The organism is Telluria sp. AZSoR62 (genome assembly GCF_058111565.1).
This window is the reverse complement of record NZ_JBYTST010000004.1, coordinates 262909-284528: the sequence shown is the minus strand read 5'-3', so window position 1 is coordinate 284528 and position 21620 is coordinate 262909. Positions and strand designations below refer to the sequence as shown.

Sequence of the window (21620 nt, the reverse complement as noted above, 5' to 3'; positions counted from 1 at the left end):
GGTCCCCAGGGCGTTGCGCAAACTTAAAACAATGCTACGATGCCGCCCATCTCGATTGATGGATGAGTTCACCCATGAGCGGTCCCCAGTACCCCGGCTTCGACACGCTGGCCCTGCACGCGGGCAGCGCGCCCGACCCGGCCACCGGCGCGCGCGCCACGCCGATCCACTTTACTTCTTCGTTCGCCTTCCGCGATTCGGACCACGCGGCGGCGTTGTTCAACATGGAGCGCGCCGGCCATGTGTATTCGCGCATCTCGAACCCGACCAATGCGGTGCTGGAAGAACGCATCGCGGCCCTCGAGGGCGGCGCGGCCGGCATTGCGACGGCCAGCGGCCAGGCCGCGATGCACCTGGGCCTGGCGACCATTGCCGGTGCGGGCAGCCACATCGTGGCGTCGCGCGCGCTGTACGGCGGCTCGCACAACCTGCTGCACTACACGCTGCGCCGCTTCGGCATCGAGACCACCTTTGTCGACCCGCGCGACCTCGATGCCTGGCGCGCCGCCATCCGCCCGAACACGAAAATCCTGTTCGGCGAGACGCTCGGCAATCCGGGCCTGGATGTACTGGACATCCCGGCCATCGGCGCCCTGGCGCACGAGCACCACCTGCCGCTGATGGTGGACGCCACCTTCACCACGCCCTACCTGCAACGACCGTTCGACCTGGGCGCCGACCTGCTGTTCCACTCGGCCACCAAATTCCTGTGCGGGCACGGCACCGCGATCGGCGGCCTGCTGGTCGATGGCGGCACCTTCGACTGGGATGCCGCGCATGCGGCCAGCGGCCGCTTCCCGGAACTGTGCGAACCCTACGAGGGCTTCCACGGCATGGTGTTCGCCGAAGAATCGACCGTGGCCCCGTTCGCGCTGCGCGCCCGCCGCGAGGGCCTGCGCGACTTCGGGGCGGCCATGAGCCCGCACAACGCCTTCGCCATCCTGCAGGGCGTCGAGACGCTCGGCCTGCGCATGGACCGGCACGTGGCCAACACCCGCCGGGTAGTGGAGTTCCTGCTGTCGCACCCGGCGGTCGAATCGGTGTCCTACCCGGAGCTGGAATCGCATCCCGACCATGCGCTCGCAGAGAAGCTGCTGCCCAGGGGCTGCGGCGCCGTGTTCACCTTCAACCTGAAAGGCGACCGCGCCGCGGGCCGCCGTTTCGCCGACGGCCTGCAGGTGTTCTCGCACCTGGCCAATGTGGGCGACGCCAAGTCGCTGGTGATCCATCCTGCCTCCACCACCCACTTCCGGGTCCCGGCGGACCAGCTGGCCGCCTCCGGCATCAGCGAGGGCACGATGCGGCTGTCGGTGGGCCTGGAAGATGCGGACGACCTGATCGACGACCTCAAGCGCGCGCTCAAACTTGCGCAGAAGGGAGCCTGAGATGCTGCTCGACGTCGATGGCGTCCCCGCCTATGCCTATACCGGTGGCAAGGGCTTCGACCCTGCGCTGACCACCGTGGTCTTCATCCACGGCGCCCAGAACGACCATTCCGTCTGGGCGCTGCAAAGCCGCTACCTGGCGCACCACGGCTACGCGGTGCTGGCCGTCGACCTGCCCGGCCATGGCCGTAGCAGCGGCCCGGCCCTGGGGAGCGTCGAAGCGATGGCCGACTGGGTCATTGCGCTCTTGAAAGCCGCCGGCGTGCAGCGCGCGATCCTGGTTGGCCACAGCATGGGTTCGCTCATCGCCCTGGAAGCCGTGCAGCGCGCGCCGGCGCTCGTCGTGGGCCTGGCCCTGCTCGGCACGACCTATCCGATGAAGGTGTCGGACGCCCTGCTCGAGACCTCGCGCAGCGACGAACAGGCCGCCATCGACATGGTCAACATCTGGTCGCATTCCTCGATCGCGCACAAGCCGTCCTGCCCGGGACCGGGTTTCTCGGTGATGGGCGGGGCGCGCCGGCTGATGCAGCGGATGTCGGCACGCAACCCCGACCACCTGTTCCATACCGACTTTGCGGCCTGCAACAGCTACGGCGGCGGCGAAGCGGCCGCTGCCGCGGTGCACTGCCCGGTGCTGTTTGTCTTCGGCAAAAAAGACATGATGACGCCGCCGCGCTCGACGAAACTGCTGACTGGCGCCCTCGCCCATGGCAAAATCGTCAGCGTGGACGCCGGCCACCAGATGATGGCCGAAGCGCCCGATGCGGTGCTCGACGCCCTGGCCGGGTTCGCCGCCACCATCACCTAACGAAAGGAGTTGCCATGACGGTCCGGTATACGAGCTTCGCGCAGTTCTATCCCTATTACCTGACCCAGCATGCCGACCGCCGCTGCCGGCGCGCCCACTTCATCGGCACCTCGTCGGCGATCGCCTCGATCGCCCAGTACATCGACAGCCTGAACCCGTGGTGGCTGCTGTTCGCGGTGGTCAGCGGCTACGGCGGCGCCTGGGTCGGGCACTTTTTCTACGAGAAGAACCGCCCGGCCTCGTTCGCCCAGCCCTGGCTGTCCTTCCGTGCCGACTGGGTCATGTACTGGCAGATGCTGACGGGCAAGCTGAGCTGGTAAAAACCCGGTTCAGGCCGGTTGACTGAAATGCTGGGCCAGGGTCTGTTCCAGGCCCTGCTCCACCGCCCCTTCCACCTGGCGCGCCAGCGCTGACGTGTCGAGCGCCAGCGGCGTGTCCGGAACCGCCAGGGCCGGCTCGTTGCGGCTGATGCCGTCGGCGCCGGCCGCGTCGAACACGAACAGGCGGTAGACGTCGGCCAGCCGGATGGTGCCGGAATCGGCCAGCAGCACCCAGTTGTCGGCGTTCGCCTGCGCCGCGATGCTCCAGCGCGAACGCGCGTGCAGCTCGTCCTGCACCCGCCCGACCCAGCCGGCCTCCACCATTTTCTCCAGCAGCATCGTCATTTCGTCATAGCCGATGCGCGTATGGGCGCGGATGGCGGCGCTCGGCACCAGCGCCGTGCCGGTCGCCTGCGAACTGCCGTGCAGCACCTTGAGCACCGCCATCGCATCGACAAAGGCGCTGCCCGGCACCGGCTGGTGCCACCAGCGCTCGTATTTGACAACCGGCAAGGCGGCCGCCAGCACGGCGCCCACCAGCGTGATCAGCCACGAGATGTACATCCAGAGCAGGAACAGCGGCAGCGCGGCCAGCGCGCCATAGATCAGCGCATAGGTCGGGAACTGGCGGATGAAGAGCGCGAACAGGCGCTTGGCCAGCTCGAAGGCGAGCGCCGCCGCCAAGCCGCCCCAGAGCGCGTCGCGCCAGGACACGCGGCGGTTCGGCACCGCCATGTAGAGCAGCGTGTAGGCCCCGGTGGTGAGCAGCACCGACACCAGGGTATAGAACAGCGTGCCAAGCAAGGGCATCGACCTGGCCAGGCCGCCGGTGGCGGTAAACAGCTGCGAGGTCGCGCTCAGCGACAGCCCGAACAGGATCGGACCCAGGGTGATCAGGGCCCAGTAGACCAGCACCCGCTGCGACCACGGCCGCGGGCGGCGCACGCCCCAGATCTGGTTGAAGGCGCGCTCGATCATGCCCATCATGGTGGTGGTCGTCACCAGCAGCAGCACCGCGCCCAGCAGCGACAGTCCCTTGGCCTTGCTGGCGAACTGGGTCAGGTTGTAGCTGATCGTGTTGGCGATTGCCTTGGGCATCAGGTTCTGGATGAACCAGGTGTCCAGGGCACTGCGCAGCTGGCCGAATACCGGGAAGACCGTCAGGATGGCCAGCACGATGGTGAGCAGCGGCACCAGGGCAAGCGTGGTGGTGAAGGTCAGGCTGCCGGCGACCTGGGGCAGCCGCTCCTCGCGCAGGCGGCGGCGCGCGAAGCGCACCAGGTCGCGCGCCTCGCCCAGCGTGAGCCAGCGGGCCCTTTCCACCCCCAGGGCGAACATGTCGGAGGTGGAGCGCGACAGCGAGTGCACGGTTTTTGAAAGCATCGGATCAGGAGAAGGCGGTGTCGATTTCCCCTCGCGGGGGCATGTCATTTGAGCAAAGCGCCCTATAATACCAATGATGAAGCCCACCAACCTGACCATCCTCGTGTTGTACTACTCGCGCCACGGCGCCACCCGCAAACTGGCCGAACTGGTCGCACAGGGCATCGAGAGCGTGCCGGGCGCCGAGGCGCGCCTGCGCACCGTGCCGGCCGTGTCCACCGTGGCCGAGGCCACCGCCCCCGACATCCCGCTCGACGGCGCGCCCTACGTCGAGCTGGACGACCTGCGCGAGTGCGCCGGCCTGGCGCTGGGCTCGCCCACCCGTTTCGGCAACATGGCTGCCAGCGTCAAGTATTTCCTCGACGGCACTGCCGCCGACTGGGTCAACGGCACGCTGTCGGGCAAGCCGGCCGTGGTCTTCACCTCCACCGGCAGCCTGCACGGCGGCCAGGAATCGACCCTGCTGTCGATGATGTTACCCTTGCTCCACCACGGCATGCTGGTGATGGGCCTGCCCTACTCGCATCCGGAACTGATGAACACGGCCAGCGGCGGCAGCCCCTACGGCGCATCGCACTGGTCCGGCGCCGACGGCAAGCGCGGCCTCACCGAAGACGAGCGCGTGCTTGCCGTCGCGCTCGGGAAACGCCTGGCCACTGCCGCGGTCAAACTGCACGGGATGCAATGATGGATACCGCAAAAGTCTTTCACGCCGGGGCCATTGCCAGCCTGATCTGGTTGATCTGCTGGCTGGTGGCCTGGGAAGTCTTCGTCGCGCCGCTGCGCCCGGGCGGCTCGCTGCTCGCGCTCAAGGCGCTGCCCCTGCTGTTGCCGCTGCGCGGCGTGATCAAGCGCGACCTGTACACGCTGCAATGGTCGTCGATGGTCATCCTGATCTATTTCGCCGAAGGCGCGGTGCGGGCCTGGGCCGATACCCAGGAAGCCTCGCGCATGATGGCGCTGGGCGAAGTCGCGCTGGTGCTGGTGTATTTCGCCTGCGCGCTGCTGTTCCTGCACCCGTACAAGAAAGAAGCCAAGCGCCTGGCCAAGGAACTGCTCGACAAGGTCAAAGTACCGCATGACTGACTCGCTGCCGGGTTCGCTGCGAGAGATCGTCGGCGAGGCCCACCTGGTCACCGATCCGGCTGCCATGGCGCCCTACCTGGCCGACTGGCGCGGCCGCTTCACCGGACGCGCGCGCGCCGTCGTGCTGCCGGCCGATACCGCCGAAGTCGCCCGTATCGTCGCCGCCTGCGCCGCGGCGCGCGTGCCCATCGTGCCCCAGGGCGGGCGCACCGGCCTGGTGCTGGGCAGCGTGCCCGACGCCAGCGGCGAGGCCATCGTGCTGTCGCTGCGGCGCCTCGACCGCATCCGCGCCATCGATCCCTTCAACCGCACCATGACGGTGGAAGCCGGCTGCATCCTGGTCGACATCCAGCAGGCCGCCATGGAAGCGGGCATGCTGTTTCCCCTCTCGCTCGCGGCCGAGGGCAGTTGCACCATCGGCGGCAACCTGTCGACCAATGCCGGCGGCACCGCCGTGCTGCGCTACGGGAACATGCGCGAGCTCTGCCTGGGCCTGGAAGTGGTCACCGCGCAGGGGCAGGTATGGGATGGCCTGCGCGGCCTGCGCAAGGACAATACCGGCTATGCGCTGCGTGAGCTGTTCATCGGGGCCGAAGGTACGCTCGGCGTCGTCACCGCGGCCGTGCTCAAGCTTTACCCGCAGCCCAGGGCGGTCCTGAGCGCGCTGGTGGCGCTGGATTCGCCCCATGGCGCGCTGAACCTGCTGGCGCTGATGCAGGAGCGCTGCGGCGCCGCGCTCACCGGCTACGAGCTGATGTCCGACTTCTGCCTGCGTCTGGTGGCTGCCCAGTTTCCCGATCTGCCCCGGCCCTTCGCCGCCCACTACCCGCAATATGCGCTGGTGGAAGTGTCGAGCACCGAATCCGAAGACCACGCCGCCGACCTGGTCGAGGCGGCAATCGGCGCGGCGCTCGACGCCGGCATCGCGCTCGACGCGGTGCTCGCGACCTCCAGCAGCCAATCGCTGGGCCTGTGGAAGCTGCGCGAGCACATCCCGCTGGCCCAGGCGGCGGCCGGCAAGAACATCAAGCACGATATCTCGCTGCCGGTCTCGAGCATTCCCGCCTTCATCGAGCAGACCGCCGCGGCGCTGCAGGCGGCCTTCCCCGGCTGCCAGCTCGTGTGCTTCGGGCATCTGGGCGACGGCAACCTGCACTACAACGTCGCCCCGCCCGAGGGCATCGGCCACGACGCCTTCCTGGCCCACCAGGAAGCGGTGAACCGCATCGTGCACGACAGCGTGGCCGCCTTCCATGGCTCGATCTCGGCCGAGCACGGCATCGGCGCGCTCAAGCGCGATGAACTGCCGCGCTACAAGAGCGCCGTCGAACTGGACATGATGCGTGCCGTCAAAGCCGCGCTGGACCCGCTCGGCATTATGAACCCTGGCAAAATTTTGTGAGGGAGACGGCAATGCTCAAGCAGGTTTCCATGGCAGTGCTCTGCCTGCTGGCCGGGTCGGTTTCCGGCGTGGCATCCGGGGCCAGCATCTATAAATGCACCGACGGCGGCAAGGTCAGTTACCACGACCGGCCCTGCGGCAGCACGGCCGTCGTGCTGGCCGCGCAGCCTGCGCCGGATGGCGCCGAGGCGCTCGATCGCCTGGCGCGCGAGCGCGCCCTGCTGCAAGACATCGAGAAAGAACGCGCCGCGCAGGCAGACCTGCAGGCGCGTGAAGCCGCGCGCGTGCAGCGCGCCGCGGCGGCCGAGCGCCGGCGCTGCGACAAGCTGCGCCTGCAGCGCAAATGGGCGGACGAAGACATCGCACGCGCCGGCCGCGACGGAGCCGAGCGCGCGCGCATCAAGGCCAGGCGCCAGGGCGAGGCATTGGCGGTGGAATGCCCGGCTTGAGCCTCCTGTCGCGCTGGCTGCTGCTGGGCGAATGGCGCGCCCATCCGGTGCGCGCCCTGCTCGCGGTGGCCGCCATCGCCGTCGGGGTGGCGATGGGTTTCGCCATCCACCTGATCAATGCCGCCGCCTTCAACGAATTTTCCGCCGCCGTCAAAAGCCTGTCCGGCCAGGCCGACGTCCAGGTGCTGGGCACCGAGCCCCTGTTCGACGAAGCGATCTATCCGCGCCTGGCCGGGCGCCCGGATGTCGTGGTGGCCTCGCCCGTGCTTGAACTCTCGGCCGGCGTTGCCCAGGCGGCCGGTTCGCTGCGCATCGTCGGCATCGATCCTTTCCGCGCCGGCTACATTTCGCCCGACCTGACCGGCGTGCCTGGCGAAGGCCGCATGACGGACGTGCTGGGCGACGATGCGATTTTTCTCTCGCCCGCGGCCGAGAGCTGGCTGGGCAAGCGGCGCGGCGACACGGTCGTGCTGCGCGCCGGCACCGAGGACGTGCTGCTTCGCGTGGCCGGGCCGGTGGCCAGGGCGCGCGCCGGCCAGCGCATCGCCGTGATGGACATCGGCGCGGCGCAGTGGCGCTTCCGCCAGCTGGGCAAACTGTCGCGGGTGGACCTGAAGCTGCGCGACGGCGTCGACCGCGCTGCTTTCCTGGCCTCGCTCAAGCGCGAACTGGAAGCCGCCTACCCAGGCCGCTTCGTGGTGCGCCAGCCGGACGACCGCGACCAGGAAGAGCGCAACGCCAACCTCAGCCGCGCCTACCGCGTCAACCTGACCGTGCTGGCCCTGGTGGCCCTGTTCACCGGCGCCTTCCTGGTGTTCTCGACCCAGGCGCTGTCGGTGATGCGGCGCCGCGGCCAGTTCGCGCTGCTGCGCGTGCTGGGCCTGGAGCGCGGCCAGTTGCTGCGACAGGTGCTGCTGGAAGGGGCGAGCCTGGGCGTGGTCGGTGCGGCGCTGGGCATCGCGGCAGGCTACGCTCTGGCGGCGCTGGCCCTGCGCTTTTTTGGCGGCGACCTGGGCGCCGGCTATTTTCCGGGCATCCGGCCGCAAGTCCAGTTCACGCCGGTCGCAGCCGCCGTCTTCTTCGTCCTGGGCCTGGGCGTCGCCCTGCTCGGCTGCCTGGCGCCGGCGTTGGAGGCGGCGCGGGCCCGCCCGGCCGTGGCGATCAAATCGGGCGCGGACGAAGCGGCCCTCTCACGCCTTGGCCGCATCTGGCCCGCCATCGCCTGCCTGGTGCTGGCCGCGATCCTGGCCTTTGCCCCGCCCGTGTTCGAGCTGCCGCTGTTCGGCTATGTTTCCATCGCCCTGCTGCTGATCGGCGGCATCGGCCTGATGCCGCGCCTGGCCGCCGTGGCGTTCCGGCGCCTGGAGGGCGTGGCGCTGCGCATGCGCCGCGCGCCGCCGGTGCTGCCGCTGGCGCTGTCGCGGCTGGCCAATGCCCCGGGCCAGGCTTCGATCGCACTGGGCGGCGTGCTGGCCAGCTTCAGCCTGATGGTGGCGATGGGAATCATGGTGTCGAGCTTCCGGGTCTCGGTGGACGACTGGATGGGCCATATCCTGCCGGCCGACCTGTATGTGCGCACCTCGCTGGGCGGCAATACCGGTTTCCTCAGCCCGGCGCAGCAGGCCGCGCTGCGCACCGCGCCCGGCGTGGCCCAGGCCCAGTTCCTGCGCACCCGGCCGGTATCGCTGCTGCCGGACCGGCCCAACGTGATCGTCATTGCGCGCGACATCGACGCGGGCGCGCCCGGCGAGCTGCTGGCCCTGGTCGGCGAGACGGCCGCGGCGCCCCCGGGGGCCAGGCCGGCCTGGGTGTCGGAGGCCATGGTCGATTTGTACGGCGCGCGTGTCGGGCAGGTGTTGACGCTGCCGCTGGGCGGCGGCCGGGCGCCCTTCTTCGTGGCCGGCGTCTGGCGCGATTATGCCAACCAGAGCGGCTCGGTGGTGATCCGCCTGGGCGACTATCGCCAGCTCACCGGCGAAGCCGAGGTCACGGACGCCGCCTTGTATGCGGCGCGCGGCGCCGACCCGGGGCAGCTCGAGCAGTCGGTGCGCGCCCTGCCCTTCGGCGCTTCGCTGCAGACCATGTCGGCAGGCGACATCCGCGCGATGAGCCTGAAGATCTTCGACCGCAGCTTCGCCGTCACCTACCTGCTCGAAGCCATTGCGATCGCCATCGGGCTGTCGGGCGTGGCGGCCAGCTTCTCGGCCCAGACGCTGGCGCGCTCGAAGGAATTCGGCATGCTCAGGCACGTGGGCGTTACGCGCGGCCAGGTGCTGCAGATCCTGGCCTTCGAGGGCGGCCTGCTCACGCTGCTGGGCGTGGCCTGCGGATTCGCATTGGGGCTGGTCATCAGCCTGATCCTGGTTTATGTTGTGAACCCGCAGTCCTTCCACTGGACCATGCAGCTGCACCTGCCCTGGACGCTGCTGGGCAGCGTGGCGGCGGTGCTGGTGGCGGCGTCGGTCGCCACGGCGCTGGTGTCGGGACGCTATGCGCTGTCGGGCGGTCCGGTGCGCGCGGTCAGGGAGGATTGGTAATGCGCGTTGCGCTCGTGAGCCTGTTGCTGTTGATCTGCCAGTACTGCGTCGCCGCGCCGCCGCAGTTCGCGCCCGTCACGCCGGGGACCAAGCTGTCCTTCCCGCGCGACTACGGCGCCCATCCGGAATTCCGTACCGAATGGTGGTACGCCACCGGCTGGATCGAGACGCCCGACGGCAAGCCGCTCGGCTTCCAGGTGACCTTCTTCCGCAGCCGTACCGAGCACGACCCGAAGAACCCGAGCGCCTTCGCGCCGCGCCAGCTGGTGATCGGCCATGCGGCCCTGTCCGACCCCGAGCTGGGTCGCCTGGTGCACGACCAGCGCAGCGCGCGCGAAGGCTTCGGCCTGGCCTGGGCGCGCACCGGCAACACCGACCTGAAACTGGACGACTGGCGCATGGTGCGCGAGAGTTCGGGCAGCTACCGGGTCACCATCCGCTCGAGCGAACTGACGCTGGAACTGCGCCTGCGGCCGACCCAGGCGGTGCTGGTGCAGGGCGAAGGCGGCTATTCGCGCAAGGGCGCGAGCCCCCAGCACGCCAGCCACTACTACAGCGAGCCGCACCTGGCGGTGAGCGGCAGCGTGGGCCGCTCGGGCAGCGCGCCTGTGGCGGTCACGGGCAGCGCCTGGCTGGACCACGAATGGTCGAGCGAAGCGCTCGAGCCCGGAGCCCAGGGCTGGGACTGGGTCGGCGCCAACCTCGACGGCGGCGGCGCCCTGATGGCTTTCCAGATCCGCAAGGAGGGAGGTGGTAAACTATGGGCGCACGCGACCCATCGCGACGGCGCCGGCAGGGTCACCCGCTACGCGCCCGACCAGGTGGTGTTCACGCCCACCGCGCACTGGACCTCCCCGCGCACCAAAGCCGTGTACCCGGTCGCGATGGATATTACGACAGGCGGCTTGCGCTGGCAGCTCCGTCCCCTGCAGCAGGACCAGGAACTCGATTCGCGCCGCTCGACCGGCGCGGTGTACTGGGAAGGCGCGGTGACGATCGGCCGCGACGGCAAGCGCCTGGGCCGCGGCTACCTGGAAATGACGGGCTATGTCCGCCCGATGAAGCTTTAGACGAACGCTAGAAACCGAACAAGAACGCGCAAGCAGACGATGACCTCACGCTCCACCGGCAGCACCGGACCTACCGATACCGACACCTCCCGCAAAGGCAGCCTGCCGGCCCTCAAGGGCCTGCTTCCCTTCCTGCGGCCCTACCGCCGCCAGTTCCTGTTCGCCGGCATCGCGCTGTTGCTGGCGGCCGGCGCCACGCTGGCCATCCCGGCCGCTTTCAAGCGCATGATCGACCTCGGTTTCGGGGCCGGTTCGGCCATCACCAGCATCGAGCACGTGGACGCCACCTTCCTGGCCCTGTTCGCCGTGGCCTCGGTGCTGGCGGTGGCCACCGCCGCGCGCTTCTACATGGTGTCGTGGCTGGGCGAGCGCGTGACGGCCGACGTGCGCGCCGCCGTCTATCGCCACGTGGTGCACCAGAGTCCCGAATTCTTCGAGACCACCCGCACCGGCGAAGTGCTGTCGCGCCTGACCACCGACACCACCCTGATCCAGAGCGTGGTCGGCACCAGCATCTCGCTGGCGCTGCGCAATACCCTGCTGTTCGTGGGCGGCCTGGTGATGCTGTTCGTGACCAGCCCCAAGCTCACCGCCATCATCCTCGGGATGCTGGTGCTGGTGGTGCTGCCGATCGTGCTGTTCGGCCGCCGCGTGCGCAAGCTCTCGCGCGATTCGCAGGACCGCATCGCGGACGCGTCGGCCATGGCCGGCGAGATCCTCAACGCGATGCCGACGGTGCAGGCCTTCACCCACGAAGACATCGAATCCGGGCGCTTCCAGGGATCGGTCGACAGCGCCTTCCAGACCGCGATCCGCCGCATCCGCGCGCGCGCCACCCTGACCATGCTGGCCATCGTGCTGGTGTTCGGCTCGATCGTGTTCGTGCTCTGGCTGGGCGCCCACGCCGTTCTGCAGGGCAGCATGACCGGCGGCGAGCTGGGACAGTTCATCCTGTACGCAGCCATCGTGGCCGGCTCGGTCGGCGCACTGTCGGAAGTAATGGGCGAAGCCCAGCGCGCCGCCGGCGCCACCGAGCGCCTGATGGAGCTGCTCGCCGCCCGTTCCGACATCCAGGACCCGGCTACTGCACGCCAGCTGCCGCCGCGCACCGCCAACGGCGCGCGCGTGACGCTCGACGACGTGAGCTTCAGCTATCCTTCGCGCCTGCAGACCGCTGCCCTGGCGCACCTGAAGCTCGATATCCGCGCCGGCGAAACCGTGGCCCTGGTCGGCCCTTCGGGCGCCGGCAAGACCACGCTGTTCCAGCTGCTGCTGCGCTTCTACGACCCGCAATCGGGCGCCATCCTGCTCGACGGCGTCGACATCCGCGACCTGGCGCTGCACACGCTGCGCGATGCGATCGGCATCGTCCCGCAGGACACCGTGATTTTCTCGGCCAATGCGATGGAAAACATCCGCTACGGCCGTCCCGAGGCCAGCGACGAGGAAGTGATCGCGGTCGCCAAAATGGCCGCGGCCCACGAATTCATCGAGCGCCTGCCCGAAGGCTATGCGTCGTTCCTGGGCGAGCGCGGCGTGCGCCTGTCGGGCGGCCAGCGCCAGCGCATCGCGATCGCGCGCGCGCTGCTGAAGAATCCCCCGCTGCTGCTGCTGGACGAAGCCACCAGCGCGCTCGACGCCGAGTCAGAACGCCTGGTGCAGCGCGCGCTGGAGGCGGCCATGGTCGGGCGCACCACCATCATCATCGCCCACCGCCTGGCCACCGTGCAGCGCGCCCACCGCATCGTCGTGCTGGACGACGGCCGGGTGGTCGAATCGGGCACCCATGCTTCGCTGGTGGCGCACGGCGGCGTGTATGCCAACCTGGCGGCGCTGCAGTTCCAGCCTGCGGCCCCGGCGGAGCAGCTCGGGTGAATCATTCGCCACGCATAGGGCCTCGAAAAGCGTAGCAATATCCTACGCTTTTCGTTGATTTAATGGCAGGTTTGTTGTTCACTAACCCCGCCTGCCAGCATATTTGTCTGCTTTGAGTTGCATGTAGGAAAAATCCGACGCTATGATGTCCAGTGTTCACATCCTGGAGTCGCTCATGTCCGGCAGCACCTACCACCCCGCCAACTGGAATGTCGGCACCCGTATCAGCGCCATCACCTTTGCCCTGATGGGCGCCATCGTCGCCGCGCTGATCGCCACGATCACCATGTCGACTTCCAGCATGCTGGAAGAACGCGCCGCACTGAGCGTGTCGAATGAATTGCACAGCGTCGCCAACACGGTGGAGCTTTTCAACAAGACCGTCAGCACTTCGGCCAAGAGCTTCGGGCGCATCTTCAAGGGCACCGTGCCCGGCGCCTTCGAGCTCGACGCCACCACCACGGTGGACATCGGCGGCAAGGCTACGCCGACCCTCAAGCTCGACGGCAAGCCGCTGAACCTCGACTTCACCACCCCCGACAACTTCACGGCCCAAACCGGCGGCAACGCCACCATCTTCGCCGCAGACGGCGAAGACTTCGTGCGCGTGACGACCTCGGTGAAGAAGGAAAACGGCGAGCGCGCCGTCGGCACCCAGCTCGACCGCAAGAGCCCGGCCTACGCCGCGCTGCGCGCCGGCCAGACCTATGTCGGCCTGGTCACCCTGTTCGGCAAGCAGTACATCACCCAGTACGAACCGGCGCGCGACGCGGCGGGCAAGGTGGTGGCCGTGCTCTACGTGGGCGTCGACATCAGCGAAGACCTGAAGGTGCTCAAGGACCGCATCCGTGCGATCAAGGTCGGCGACACCGGCTACTTCTATGTGCTGAACGCGGCGCCCGGAAAGGCCTACGGCGACCTGGTCGTCCACCCGGCCAAGGAAGGCACCAACCTGCTCGAGAGCAAGGATGCCGATGGCCGCCTGTTCATCAAGGAGATACTGGAAAAGAAGCAGGGCACGATCACCTACGACTGGCAGAATCCGGGCGAGACCTCGCCGCGCCAGAAATTCGTGGCCTACACCCACGTCAAGGAGTGGAACTGGATCATCGCCGGCGGCACCTACCGCGACGAGATCACGGCTGCCGCCACCGCCCTGCGCAACCGCTTCATCGTCCTCGGCCTGCTGGCCATGGCCGTGCTGGCCGCGGTCCTGTACGCCCTGGTGCGCAGCAGCGTCTCGCGTCCGCTGGCCGAAGTACGCGAAGTGGCCCGCCGCATCGCCGAGGGCGACCTGACCGCCCGCATGGAAGGCAAGCGCCACGACGAGATCGGCCTGCTGACCGAGTCGATCAATGCCGTCGGCGCCAGCCTGTCGACCGTGGTGGGCAAGGTGCGCGACGGCGCCGAGCAGATCGCCAGCGCTTCCGAGCAGATCTCGGCCGGCAACATGGACCTGTGCCAGCGCACCGAGCAGCAGGCCGTCAACCTGGCCGGCACCGCTTCCTCGATGGACGAACTCACCGCCACCGTGCGCCAGAACGCCGACAACGCGCGCCAGGCCAACCAGCTGGCCATGAGCGCATCGACCGTGGCCCAGAAAGGCGGCAGCACGGTGGCCCAGGTGATCGAGCGCATGGACGCCATCAACCTGTCTTCGCGCAAGATCTCGGAAATCACCAGCGTCATCGACGGCATCGCCTTCCAGACCAATATCCTGGCGCTGAACGCGGCGGTGGAAGCGGCCCGCGCCGGCGAGCAGGGGCGCGGTTTTGCGGTCGTCGCCAGCGAAGTGCGCAACCTGGCCCAGCGCAGCGCCGCCGCGGCCAAGGAAATCAAGGCCCTGATCGACAGCTCGAACGTCGAAGTCGTCGCCGGCAGCAAGCTGGTGGCCGAAGCCGGCGTGACCATGAACGAAGTGCTCGACAGCGTGGCGCGCGTGACCGACATCATGTCGGAGATCACCGCCGCCAGCCAGGAACAGACCAGCGGCATCGAGCACGTCAACCGCTCGGTCAGTGCGATGGACGAAGCGACCCAGCAGAACGCCGCCCTGGTCGAGGAAGCCAGCGCCGCCGCCCAGGCAATGCAGGACCAGGCGGCCGAACTGGCGCGCGCCGTGCGCCTGTTCCGCATCGGCGACGAAGCACCGCAAGTCGCCGCCCCGGCGCGCCGCCCGGCCCTTACCCACGGCTGACCCCGGGCGCCCGAAGCGGCGCCCTTCGGTGTAAAGTAGCAGGCTCTGAAAATGGAGCCTGCCTTGACCGACATCGACCTGCAACGCCGCTGCCACACCATCTTTCCCGGCCACCGCGCCCGCCCTCCCGCAGAACTGTTTGCGGCGATGGCGGCGTGGTGCGAAGAGAACAAGGTCGAGCACGACGTCTACGGCGCCGGCAGCCTGCTGCAGGAATTCGAAGCGAAGCTCGCGCGCCTGCTCGGCTTCGAGGCCGCGGTGTTCTGCATCAGCGGCACCATGGCGCAAGTCACCGCGCTGCGCCTGGCCTGCCAGGACCGCGGCCGCGACCTGGTGGCCCTGCATCCAACCTCGCACATCTTCGTGCACGAACGCTCCAACTACCAGCTGCTCGGCCACTTCAAGGCGCTGCAGGCGGGCGACCGCCATCGGCCCTGGACCGAGGCCGACCTGGCCGCCATTCCCGACCGCCTGGGCGCGGTGGGCCTGGAACTGCCGCTGCGCGAAATCGGCGGCCAGCTCTCCAGCTGGGACGAGCTCGCGGCCATCAAGGCCCACTGCAAGGCGCGCGGTGCCCACCTGCACATGGATGGGGCGCGCCTGTGGGAAGCCGCTTGCGGCTACGACAAACCTTTGAGCGAGGTGGCGAGCGGCTTCGATTCGGCCTATGTGTCGCTGTACAAGGGCATCGGCGGGCTCGGTGGCGCCATGCTGGCCGGAACCCGCGAATTCATCGACCGCGCAGCGGAATGGTTCCGGCGCGAAGGCGGCAACGTGATCCACCGCTCGCCCTATGTGGTGGCGGCGGCGATGCAGTTCGAACAGCGCCTGGCGGCCATGCCGGACTACCTGGCGCGCACCCGCTTCTTGTACGAGGCGCTGGGGGCGCACCCCGACATCCGCGTGAATCCGGCCGCGCCCCAGGTCAACATGCTGCACCTGCATCTGCCTGTGTCGCCCGAGCGCGCGCTGGCGGTCCGGCAGGAGCTGGCCGAGCAGCACGGGATCTGGATGTTCAACCGGATTGCGAGCAGCGCGCTGCCCGGCACCAGTTCGTTCGAGCTGTATGTGGGCGACAATCTGGTGGCGGCATCCGATGAACAGGTGCGCGCGGCGCTGGCCCGGTTTGCCCAGGCACTGGCGGCCTGAAACTTTCCCGCGTCCGCCAGAATTATCGGGCGGGCTACGTTACAATATCGCACTGCACCCATTCGCTATCGCAATGCACCAATATCTCGAATTCATGCGCCATGTGAAAGAACATGGCGCCGTCAAGACCGACCGCACCGGCACCGGCACCCTGTCGGTCTTCGGCCACCAGATGCGCTTCGATTTGGCTGCCGGCTTCCCGCTGCTGACCACCAAGAAAGTCCACCTGAAGTCGATCATCCATGAGCTGATCTGGTTCCTGCAGGGCTCGACCAACATCGCCTACCTGAAGGAGAACGAGGTCAGCATCTGGGACGAGTGGGCCGACGAGAACGGCAACCTCGGTCCGGTCTACGGCTACCAGTGGCGCAGCTGGCCCGCGCCGAATGGCCAGCACATCGACCAGATCGCGCAGGTACTGGACCAGATCCGCAACACGCCGGACTCGCGCCGCATGATCGTCTCCGCCTGGAACGTCGCCGACGTGCCGAACATGAAGCTGCCGCCCTGCCACGCGCTGTTCCAGTTCTATGTGGCCGACGGCAAGCTGTCCTGCCAGCTCTACCAGCGCAGCGCCGACATCTTCCTGGGCGTGCCCTTCAATATCGCCTCGTACGCGATCCTGACCCACATGATGGCCCAGCAGGCCGGCCTCGAAGTGGGCGAGTTCATCTGGACCGGCGGCGACTGCCACCTGTACAGCAACCACCTGGAACAGGTCGAGCTGCAGCTCTCGCGCACACCAAAAAACCTGCCGCGCCTGGTCATCCACCGCAAGCCGCCGTCGCTGTTCGACTATCGCTTCGAGGACTTCGAGGTCACCGGCTACGACCCGGACCCGGCCATCCGGGCGCCGGTCGCCGTATAAAGACTGTTCTTGCGTACATATCGCTTGACAGATGCCTTGCAAAACGACAACATTTCAAACTTAGAATTACAATTCCTAGCCGGGACAGTTACACCGATGCGTTTCCTCGTTTCTCCCCCCTGCCGTCTCCCGGTGTCCGCATGACGGCCCAAGCGCAGCTGACGCTGGTGGTGGCGATCGATGCCGGGCGCGGCATCGGCATCGACAACCAGCTGCCCTGGCACCTGCCGGAAGACCTGGCCCATTTCAAGCGCGTCACCTTGGGTAAGCCGATCGTCATGGGCCGCAAGACCTTCGATTCGATCGGCCGGCCCCTCCCGAAGCGCCGCAACATCGTCATTACCCGCAACCCGGACTGGTCGCACGAGGGCGTGGACACCGCGGGCTCGCTGCAGGCCGCGATCGCTTTGCTGCAGGGCGAACCGGCCAGCATCATCGGCGGCGCCCAGGTTTTTAACGAAGCGATGACGGTAGCCGACGCCATGATCGTCACCGAGATCGACCACCGCTTCGCCTGCGATACCTTCTTCCCGCCGATCGACCCGGCCGTGTGGGTCGAGACCGCGCGCGAGACCCACCATTCCGAGAGCGCCGGCTACGGCTACGCTTTCGTGACCTATGCACGCAAGGAGCAGCGCTAAATGACGGAACAGGCAATTCGTACCCCGGGTACGCGCGGGGGCGACGGGTTCGCGGGCAAGGTGGCGGTCCTGATCGCGATCCTGGCCACGCTGGGCACCATGTTCGGCTTCATCGGCAGCGCCTCGCACAACAATGCGGCCCTGTACAAGAGCAATGCGGCGATCGAGAAGACCAGCGCCGCCAACGCCTGGGCCCATTACCAGGCCAAGTCCAGCCGCCAGAACCTGGCCGAACTGGCCTCGAACCTGCCGGGCGTGAACCAGGCCCACTACCGCGACGAGATCCGGCGCTACGGGGTCGAGAAGGATGGCATCCGCAAGGAGGCCGAGGCCTTCGAGGCGGCATCGGCCAAATGGAACGAGCTGTCGGACCAGGAGCTGCACCGCCACCGCCAGTGGGCCGCGGCCTCGGTGGCCCAGCAGATCGCGATCTCGCTGGCCGCCATCACCCTGCTGTCGCGCCGCACCTGGCTGCTCACCCTGACCTGCGCGGTCGCCGCTTTCGGCGTCACGCTGGCTTTCTTCGCCACGATCAAGGCCGATCCCATGCCTTTCTCGGCGGTGCCGCTGCTGGCCGCGCTGGGCGCCGCCGGCCTGACCGAGGTGTTCCGGCGCCTGGGCCGCAAGCTGACCAGCTAGAGTGCGCCGCTATTGCCGCGCAGCCGTTAGTCTGAGGCCTGGCTTGTAGAACAAGATTGCAAAAATAATCGCACCGGCGCACGCGATTTCTGCGAAAATCCGTTTCCTCTTTTTCCCGGTGCCGTGGCCGGCGGATCGACCCAACCAGGCCGGCCGCTTCCACGGCGCTTCGCTTTGGAGCTGTCCATGAAATTTCGTTTTCCCATCATCATCATCGACGAGGACTTCCGTTCCGAGAATACCTCGGGCCTCGGCATCCGCGCCCTCGCAGCCGCGATGGAGCAGGAAGGCATGGAAGTACTCGGCCTGACCAGCTACGGCGACCTGTCCCAGTTCGCCCAGCAGCAGTCGCGCGCCTCGGCCTTCGTGCTCTCGATCGACGACGAGGAATTCGGCGGCGGCTCGATCGAAGAGACCGATACCGCGCTGACCCGCCTGCGCGCCTTCGTAAAGGAGATCCGCCACAAGAACTCGGACATCCCGATCTACATCTACGGCGAGACCCGCACCAGCCGCCACATCCCGAACGACGTGCTCAAGGAGCTGCACGGCTTCATCCACATGTTCGAGGACACCCCGGAATTCGTCGCGCGCCACATCATCCGCGAAGCCAAGTCCTACCTGGACGGCCTGGCGCCGCCCTTCTTCCGCGCGCTGGTCAACTATGCCTACGACGGCTCCTACTCGTGGCACTGCCCCGGGCACTCGGGCGGCGTGGCCTTCCTGAAGAGCCCCGTCGGCCAGATGTTCCACCAGTTCTTTGGGGAGAACATGCTGCGCGCCGACGTCTGCAACGCGGTGGAAGAGCTCGGCCAGCTGCTCGACCACACCGGCCCGGTGGCCAAGTCCGAGCGCAACGCCGCGCGCATCTACAGCGCCGACCACTGCTACTTCGTCACCAACGGCACTTCGACCTCGAACAAGATGGTCTGGCACAGCACCGTCGCGCCGGGCGACATCGTGGTGGTCGACCGTAACTGCCACAAGTCGATCCTGCACTCGATCATCATGTGCGGCGCGATCCCCGTGTTCCTGATGCCGACCCGGAACAACCTGGGCATCATCGGCCCGATTCCGCTCGAAGAATTCACCGCCGAATCGATCGCCCGCAAGATCGAGGCCAATCCGTTCGCGCGCGAAGCGGTCAACAAGAAGCCGCGCATCCTGACCATCACCCAGTCGACCTACGACGGCGTGGTGTACAACGTCGAGACCCTGCGCGAGATGTTGGACGGGAAGATCGACACCCTGCACTTCGACGAAGCCTGGCTGCCGCACGCGACCTTCCACGACTTCTACAAGAACATGCACGCGATCGGCCGCGACCGCCCGCGCGCCAAGGAGTCGATGATCTTCTCGACCCAGTCGACCCACAAGCTGCTGGCCGGCCTGTCGCAGGCCTCGCAGGTCCTGGTGCGCGAATCGGAAAGCGTGAAACTCGACCAGGACGCCTTCAACGAGGCCTACCTGATGCACACCTCGACCTCGCCCCAGTATTCGATCATCGCCTCCTGCGACGTCGCCGCGGCCATGATGGAAGCGCCGGGCGGCACCGCGCTGGTGGAAGAATCGATCCTGGAAGCGCTGGACTTCCGCCGCGCCATGAAGAAGGTCGACGCCGAATTCGGCGACGACTGGTGGTTCAAGGTCTGGGGCCCGGACGTGCTGTCCGAAGAAGGCATCGGCGAGCAGAAGGACTGGATGATCCATGCCGACGACGACTGGCACGGCTTCGGCAAGCTGGCCGAAGGATTCAACATGCTCGACCCGATCAAGGCGACCATCGTCACCCCGGGCCTGTCCCTGGACGGCAAGTTCGGCGAAACCGGCATCCCGGCCTCGATCGTGACCAAGTACCTGGCCGAGCATGGCGTGATCATCGAGAAGTGCGGCCTGTACTCCTTCTTCATCATGTTCACCATCGGGATCACCAAGGGCCGCTGGAACACCCTGGTCACCGCGCTGCAGCAGTTCAAGGACGACTTCGACCGCAACCAGCCGATGTGGCGCGTGATGCCGCAGTTCGCAGCGGCCAACCCGCGCTACGAAACCCGCGGCCTGCGCGACCTGTGCACCGAGATCCACCTGATCTACAAGCAGCACGACGTGGCGCGCCTGACCACCGAGATGTACCTCTCGGACATGGTGCCTGCCATGAAGCCGTCGGATGCGTTCGCAAAGATGGCGCACCGCCAGATCGAGCGCGTGGCGATCGACGAGCTGGAAGGCCGCATCACCGCCATCCTGCTCACGCCTTACCCGCCGGGCATCCCGCTGCTGATCCCGGGCGAGCGCTTCAACCGCACCATCGTGGATTACCTGCGCTTCGCACGCGACTTCAACGAGCGCTTCCCGGGCTTCGAGACCGACGTGCACGGACTGGTCAAACGCGAGGTCGACGGCAAGCGCGGCTACTTCGTGGACTGCGTGATGCAGGACGCGGCATAAGAAAGCAAAAAGGGGCCTCGGCCCCTTTTTTCATCCACGCCGCATTCGCCTAGCGGCGTTTGAGTTCGACCGGCCCCGCGCTGGCCGGCGCCGGCAGCGCGGCCTCGCGCAGCTCGCGCCGCGCGTGCGTGATCACGGTGAACGCCGACGACAGCCCCAGCACGCCCATCACGCTCGCCACCAGCAAATCAGGCACCCCGCTACCCGTCTGGAACACGCCCAGCGCCGCGACCAGCACGGCCACGTTGCTGATCGCATCGTTGCGGGTGCACAGCCACACCGAGCGCATGTTGGCGTCGCCGTTGCGGTAGGCGTAGAGCAGCACGCCGACCAGGCAGTTGGCGGCCAATGCGGCAAAGCCGATCAGGCCCATGGTGTGGGCTTGCGGCACGGTGCCGGTGCGCAGGTGGTAGAAGGCGCTGGCGAGCACGAAGACGCCGTAGGCGCCCATGGTCGCGCCCTTGAGCAGCGCGGTGCGCGAGCGCCAGACCGGGGCGAGCCCGAGGACGAACAGGGAGATGCCGTAGTTGGCCGCGTCGCCGAGGAAGTCGACCGCATCGGCCAGCAGCGCGACCGAGCCGGCGGCCCAGCCGCCGACGATCTCCACGCCGAACATCAGCGCGTTGATCCAGAGCGCGATCCACAAAATGCGCCGGTAGCGAGGATCGACGGGCGGCTTGCTGGAAGAGCAGCCGCCGCCGCAGCAATCGGACATCGGGCCTTCCTCGTCATGGGTTCGAGCGAACCCATCAATATGATTCAGTATCGACAGCCTAGCACGAAAAAATGAATCAGGTTTTCGGCAGGGTGACGCCGTGCTGGCCCTGGTACTTGCCGCCGCGGTCCTTGTACGAGGTCTCGCAGACTTCGTCGGATTCGAAGAACAGCACCTGCGCGCAGCCTTCGCCGGCATAGATCTTGGCCGGCAGCGGCGTGGTGTTGGAGAACTCCAGCGTCACATAGCCTTCCCACTCCGGCTCGAACGGGGTGACGTTGACGATGATGCCGCAGCGCGCATAGGTCGACTTGCCCAGGCAGACGGTCAGGACATTCCTCGGGATGCGGAAGTATTCGATGGTGCGGGCCAGCGCGAAGGAATTCGGCGGGATGATGCAGACATCGCTCTTCACGTCGACGAAGGAGTTCGAATCGAAGTTCTTCGGATCGACGATGGTGCTGTTGATGTTGGTGAAGATCTTGAACTCGTCGGCGCAACGAATGTCGTAGCCGTACGAAGAGGTACCGAAGGAAATGACCTTGCGGCCGTCGACCGAGCGCACCTGCTGCGGCTCGAAGGGTTCGATCATTCCGGTTGATTCCGCCATGCGGCGGATCCATTTATCGCTTTTGATGGCCATTG

The 21620-nt window shown here is 67.4% G+C and carries 19 protein-coding genes; 16 read left to right on the top strand and 3 right to left on the bottom strand.

The genetic code is table 11. The features are described from left to right. Positions 1-74: 74 nt before the first annotated feature. The 3 genes from AC3XQU_RS09130 to AC3XQU_RS09120 are packed head-to-tail and all read left to right on the top strand — an operon-like array spanning position 75 to position 2516. Positions 75-1385 (top strand): O-acetylhomoserine aminocarboxypropyltransferase, encoded by a 1311-nt coding sequence (locus AC3XQU_RS09130; protein ID WP_489873840.1) that lies wholly within the window; start codon positions 75-77, stop codon positions 1383-1385. Between the two features lies 1 nt (position 1386). Then, the gene (locus tag AC3XQU_RS09125; RefSeq protein ID WP_489873839.1) at positions 1387-2196 is read left to right on the top strand and encodes an alpha/beta fold hydrolase; all 810 of its coding nucleotides are present in this window, start codon (positions 1387-1389) and stop codon (positions 2194-2196) included. A 14-nt stretch (positions 2197-2210) separates the two neighbouring features. Next, complete coding sequence (locus AC3XQU_RS09120; protein WP_489873838.1) at positions 2211-2516, top strand: Mpo1-like protein; 306 nt, start codon at positions 2211-2213, stop codon at positions 2514-2516. Between the two features lie 9 nt (positions 2517-2525). Here the strand turns inward: AC3XQU_RS09120 and AC3XQU_RS09115 are convergent, their stop codons facing one another. After that, the gene (locus AC3XQU_RS09115) at positions 2526-3899 is read right to left on the bottom strand and encodes a YihY family inner membrane protein (protein WP_489873837.1); all 1374 of its coding nucleotides are present in this window, start codon (positions 3897-3899) and stop codon (positions 2526-2528) included. Between the two features lie 76 nt (positions 3900-3975). Here AC3XQU_RS09115 and wrbA point away from each other — a divergent pair, with 76 nt between their 5' ends. From wrbA to AC3XQU_RS09050, 13 genes are all read left to right on the top strand, one after another. After that, positions 3976-4587 (top strand): NAD(P)H:quinone oxidoreductase, encoded by a 612-nt coding sequence (gene wrbA, locus AC3XQU_RS09110; protein ID WP_489873914.1) that lies wholly within the window; start codon positions 3976-3978, stop codon positions 4585-4587. Next, positions 4584-4985, top strand: coding sequence for a DUF2069 domain-containing protein (locus AC3XQU_RS09105; protein ID WP_489873836.1), 402 nt, complete (start codon positions 4584-4586; stop codon positions 4983-4985). Before wrbA ends, AC3XQU_RS09105 begins: the two co-directional genes overlap by 4 nt. Beyond that, the gene (locus AC3XQU_RS09100; RefSeq protein ID WP_489873835.1) at positions 4978-6387 is read left to right on the top strand and encodes an FAD-binding oxidoreductase; all 1410 of its coding nucleotides are present in this window, start codon (positions 4978-4980) and stop codon (positions 6385-6387) included. The genes AC3XQU_RS09105 and AC3XQU_RS09100 overlap by 8 nt, the downstream gene beginning before the upstream one ends. 29 nt (positions 6388-6416) lie before the next feature. Next, complete coding sequence (locus tag AC3XQU_RS09095) at positions 6417-6836, top strand: DUF4124 domain-containing protein (protein WP_489873834.1); 420 nt, start codon at positions 6417-6419, stop codon at positions 6834-6836. After that, a complete protein-coding gene (locus AC3XQU_RS09090; protein WP_489873833.1) occupies positions 6824-9373 on the top strand; it encodes an FtsX-like permease family protein in 2550 nt (849 codons plus the stop codon). Before AC3XQU_RS09095 ends, AC3XQU_RS09090 begins: the two co-directional genes overlap by 13 nt. After that, positions 9373-10443, top strand: coding sequence for a lipocalin-like domain-containing protein (locus AC3XQU_RS09085; RefSeq protein WP_489873832.1), 1071 nt, complete (start codon positions 9373-9375; stop codon positions 10441-10443). The genes AC3XQU_RS09090 and AC3XQU_RS09085 overlap by 1 nt, the downstream gene beginning before the upstream one ends. 39 nt (positions 10444-10482) lie before the next feature. Beyond that, positions 10483-12318: an ABC transporter transmembrane domain-containing protein gene (locus tag AC3XQU_RS09080; protein ID WP_489873831.1), complete on the top strand. Its 1836-nt coding sequence runs from the start codon at positions 10483-10485 to the stop codon at positions 12316-12318. 142 nt (positions 12319-12460) lie between these two features. Continuing rightward, positions 12461-14515 carry a methyl-accepting chemotaxis protein gene (locus AC3XQU_RS09075; protein WP_489873830.1) on the top strand — a complete coding sequence of 685 codons (2055 nt, stop codon included), beginning with the start codon at positions 12461-12463 and terminating at the stop codon, positions 14513-14515. A 63-nt stretch (positions 14516-14578) separates the two neighbouring features. Next, positions 14579-15664, top strand: coding sequence for a threonine aldolase family protein (locus AC3XQU_RS09070; RefSeq protein WP_489873829.1), 1086 nt, complete (start codon positions 14579-14581; stop codon positions 15662-15664). Between the two features lie 73 nt (positions 15665-15737). Then, entirely contained in the window at positions 15738-16532 is a 795-nt protein-coding gene (locus AC3XQU_RS09065) for a thymidylate synthase (RefSeq protein ID WP_489873828.1), read from the top strand. 140 nt (positions 16533-16672) lie between these two features. Beyond that, positions 16673-17173: a dihydrofolate reductase gene (locus AC3XQU_RS09060; RefSeq protein ID WP_489873827.1), complete on the top strand. Its 501-nt coding sequence runs from the start codon at positions 16673-16675 to the stop codon at positions 17171-17173. Then, positions 17174-17812: a DUF4337 domain-containing protein gene (locus AC3XQU_RS09055; RefSeq protein ID WP_489873826.1), complete on the top strand. Its 639-nt coding sequence runs from the start codon at positions 17174-17176 to the stop codon at positions 17810-17812. A 186-nt stretch (positions 17813-17998) separates the two neighbouring features. Then, positions 17999-20260 carry an Orn/Lys/Arg family decarboxylase gene (locus tag AC3XQU_RS09050; protein WP_489873825.1) on the top strand — a complete coding sequence of 754 codons (2262 nt, stop codon included), beginning with the start codon at positions 17999-18001 and terminating at the stop codon, positions 20258-20260. 49 nt (positions 20261-20309) lie between these two features. On the opposite strand, the gene AC3XQU_RS09045 is transcribed toward AC3XQU_RS09050, so the two are convergent. Then, positions 20310-20975 (bottom strand): cation efflux transmembrane domain-containing protein, encoded by a 666-nt coding sequence (locus tag AC3XQU_RS09045; RefSeq protein WP_489873824.1) that lies wholly within the window; start codon positions 20973-20975, stop codon positions 20310-20312. Between the two features lie 76 nt (positions 20976-21051). Continuing rightward, a complete protein-coding gene (gene dcd / locus AC3XQU_RS09040; protein ID WP_091876457.1) occupies positions 21052-21618 on the bottom strand; it encodes a dCTP deaminase in 567 nt (188 codons plus the stop codon). Between the last annotated feature and the right edge of the window lie 2 nt (positions 21619-21620).

Excerpts from the sequence above, each read along its gene's own strand:
- AC3XQU_RS09130 (WP_489873840.1), top strand. The coding sequence starts at position 75 with ATGAGCGGTCCCCAGTACCCCGGCTTCGACACGCTGGCCCTGCACGCG.
- AC3XQU_RS09125 (WP_489873839.1), top strand. The coding sequence starts at position 1,387 with ATGCTGCTCGACGTCGATGGCGTCCCCGCCTATGCCTATACCGGTGGC.
- AC3XQU_RS09120 (WP_489873838.1), top strand. The coding sequence starts at position 2,211 with ATGACGGTCCGGTATACGAGCTTCGCGCAGTTCTATCCCTATTACCTG.
- AC3XQU_RS09115 (WP_489873837.1), bottom strand. The coding sequence starts at position 3,899 with ATGCTTTCAAAAACCGTGCACTCGCTGTCGCGCTCCACCTCCGACATG.
- wrbA (WP_489873914.1), top strand. The coding sequence starts at position 3,976 with ATGAAGCCCACCAACCTGACCATCCTCGTGTTGTACTACTCGCGCCAC.
- AC3XQU_RS09105 (WP_489873836.1), top strand. The coding sequence starts at position 4,584 with ATGATGGATACCGCAAAAGTCTTTCACGCCGGGGCCATTGCCAGCCTG.
- AC3XQU_RS09100 (WP_489873835.1), top strand. The coding sequence starts at position 4,978 with ATGACTGACTCGCTGCCGGGTTCGCTGCGAGAGATCGTCGGCGAGGCC.
- AC3XQU_RS09095 (WP_489873834.1), top strand. The coding sequence starts at position 6,417 with ATGGCAGTGCTCTGCCTGCTGGCCGGGTCGGTTTCCGGCGTGGCATCC.
- AC3XQU_RS09090 (WP_489873833.1), top strand. The coding sequence starts at position 6,824 with ATGCCCGGCTTGAGCCTCCTGTCGCGCTGGCTGCTGCTGGGCGAATGG.
- AC3XQU_RS09085 (WP_489873832.1), top strand. The coding sequence starts at position 9,373 with ATGCGCGTTGCGCTCGTGAGCCTGTTGCTGTTGATCTGCCAGTACTGC.
- AC3XQU_RS09080 (WP_489873831.1), top strand. The coding sequence starts at position 10,483 with ATGACCTCACGCTCCACCGGCAGCACCGGACCTACCGATACCGACACC.
- AC3XQU_RS09075 (WP_489873830.1), top strand. The coding sequence starts at position 12,461 with ATGATGTCCAGTGTTCACATCCTGGAGTCGCTCATGTCCGGCAGCACC.
- AC3XQU_RS09065 (WP_489873828.1), top strand. The coding sequence starts at position 15,738 with ATGCACCAATATCTCGAATTCATGCGCCATGTGAAAGAACATGGCGCC.
- AC3XQU_RS09060 (WP_489873827.1), top strand. The coding sequence starts at position 16,673 with ATGACGGCCCAAGCGCAGCTGACGCTGGTGGTGGCGATCGATGCCGGG.
- AC3XQU_RS09055 (WP_489873826.1), top strand. The coding sequence starts at position 17,174 with ATGACGGAACAGGCAATTCGTACCCCGGGTACGCGCGGGGGCGACGGG.
- AC3XQU_RS09050 (WP_489873825.1), top strand. The coding sequence starts at position 17,999 with ATGAAATTTCGTTTTCCCATCATCATCATCGACGAGGACTTCCGTTCC.
- AC3XQU_RS09045 (WP_489873824.1), bottom strand. The coding sequence starts at position 20,975 with ATGTCCGATTGCTGCGGCGGCGGCTGCTCTTCCAGCAAGCCGCCCGTC.
- dcd (WP_091876457.1), bottom strand. The coding sequence starts at position 21,618 with ATGGCCATCAAAAGCGATAAATGGATCCGCCGCATGGCGGAATCAACC.